The organism is Microcoleus sp. Pol7_B2 (genome assembly GCF_036701035.1).
Lineage (GTDB): Bacteria > Cyanobacteriota > Cyanobacteriia > Cyanobacteriales > Microcoleaceae > Microcoleus.
This window is the reverse complement of sequence record NZ_JAUBQB010000185.1, coordinates 1-1,801: the sequence shown is the minus strand read 5'-3', so window position 1 is coordinate 1,801 and position 1,801 is coordinate 1. Positions and strand designations below refer to the sequence as shown.

Here is a 1,801-nt window from a genome sequence, read left to right as displayed (position 1 = left end):
ATATCAGAAATTATACCAGCATGAAGGTGTGTAAAAGCTTTGAAGCTTCTGACTTCTGAAAACAGATTTCTGTAATAGCGACAATACTCATCAATCAATTTCCAGGTTGAAATAGCTTGGCGAGGGTTAACCATAGACCTAGCTCTGGTTTGAGAGATTTTGTTCTATTATACTCTGCCGCTTAGTGACAGAAGAGGGCGAAGCAAGTGGGTTAGCAACAGCGTATTCCATCGCAGCTTGGAATTTGGGTAGAGAACGCGAAATCATTTCTTCGTTGGCAGTAAGGGAAATTCGGAAGTAACCGGGTATTTCCTGGGGAGTTCCTGGTAAAACAAATATATCTTGACTTGCTAATAACTCGGCAAAAGCAAGGTCATCATCCCAAGGTGATTTCACCAAGAGGAAGAACGTCCCATCAGGGTTATACAGGTTGTAACCCATATCCCGCAGTGCCTTCACCATCCGATCTCGCTTGTTTTGTAAATGCTCGATATTTATGTTTAGTTGCTCTAAGTCTCCTAATGCATACTGCATGAGCACACTAGGATAACACCAACCAAAAGGAGTTTGTTGTAGGAAAGCAATGATTCGTCTTATTTCTTCCCGATTAGGCATAGTGGGAGGTAAAGCAATATACCCTATACGTTGACCGGGTGCCATTAAAGTCTTACTATAACCATATACTAAGAAAGAAAATGGGTAAAACTGAGTAGGGCTGGGACAAGTTTGGTTGTCGAAAACAATGCGGCTGAAGGTTTCATCGGAAATAATATAAATAGGCTTGCCATAGTGCTTAGAAGCCTCGTTAAGTATACCGCTCAAACCCTCTAGGGTACTAGCTGAAAAAATCTTACCTGTAGGGTTGTGGGGTGAATTGATAATGATTGCTCGAGTCCGTTCGGTAATTGCAGATGCGATCGCCTGCAAATCCATATCAAAGGTGTTTTTATCCACAGGCACACCCACCGGAACCGCACCGGTAAAATGCACCATACTCCTATAACCTAACCAGGGTGGAGTCAAAATAATTACCTCATCTCCCTCACCAGCTAACATTTGCAGACAAATCGCCAAACCAACTACAGTACCATTGGTCATAAAAATATCTTCAGGCAATATAGAAAGTCCGCGTTTATCCTGAAGAGCAGCGGATACAGTGATCCGTGATTGTGGAATATTTCCTTTGTAGCCATACCACCCTTGATTTTGCGGTACACTCCAACGCTGTAAGGCTTCTACAAACCCTGGAGGTGGTATTTCATGGGCATCACCGATAGTAAAATCAATACTTCCCGGCTCAGTTCGGCGACTCATATAGGTCGCTTGGGTAAAGAATTGTCTTATAGGGGTCTGGTAACTTAATAACTTTAGTAACCGTGGTGAGATAAAGTGAGTCTTCCCTTGACTTGTTGGATCTGGCATGAGCTTATTTGGATTATTTTTGTCGTACATAGTAATTGGGTAGTAGTGTATAGTAATTGCAGGTCACGGAACTCGCCTTAACGATAAATTATACTCATGGACAAAATACCGTCGCCCACATTACTTGACATTTATATCCTTGTTTACCACGTGTTTACCATAAGTATGAGCGTATTTAATAATTTTCCCCGAAGGACATCTTAAACAAGTGATACTCATATATACTCAGGAGTATTGATATTATTTTATTAGTTTAACATGATAATGCACCACTACCAACTATCTTACTATTTACTGCATTACGGCATCATTTTGCAACAATTTGTAACGCATCAGCCGTAGAACCCAGTACCCTACACCGTCCACACAAACCAATCCC

The 1,801-nt window shown here is 41.5% G+C and carries 1 protein-coding gene; it reads right to left on the bottom strand.

The window, feature by feature from the left end; genetic code table 11:
- Positions 1 to 138: 138 nt before the first annotated feature.
- Positions 139 to 1,452 (bottom strand): aminotransferase class I/II-fold pyridoxal phosphate-dependent enzyme, encoded by a 1,314-nt coding sequence (locus QUA57_RS28430; protein WP_333065136.1) that lies wholly within the window; start codon positions 1,450 to 1,452, stop codon positions 139 to 141.
- Positions 1,453 to 1,801: the final 349 nt, after the last annotated feature.

Coding starts and splice junctions, on each gene's coding strand:
- QUA57_RS28430 (WP_333065136.1), bottom strand. CDS start 1,452: ATGTACGACAAAAATAATCCAAATAAGCTCATGCCAGATCCAACAAGT.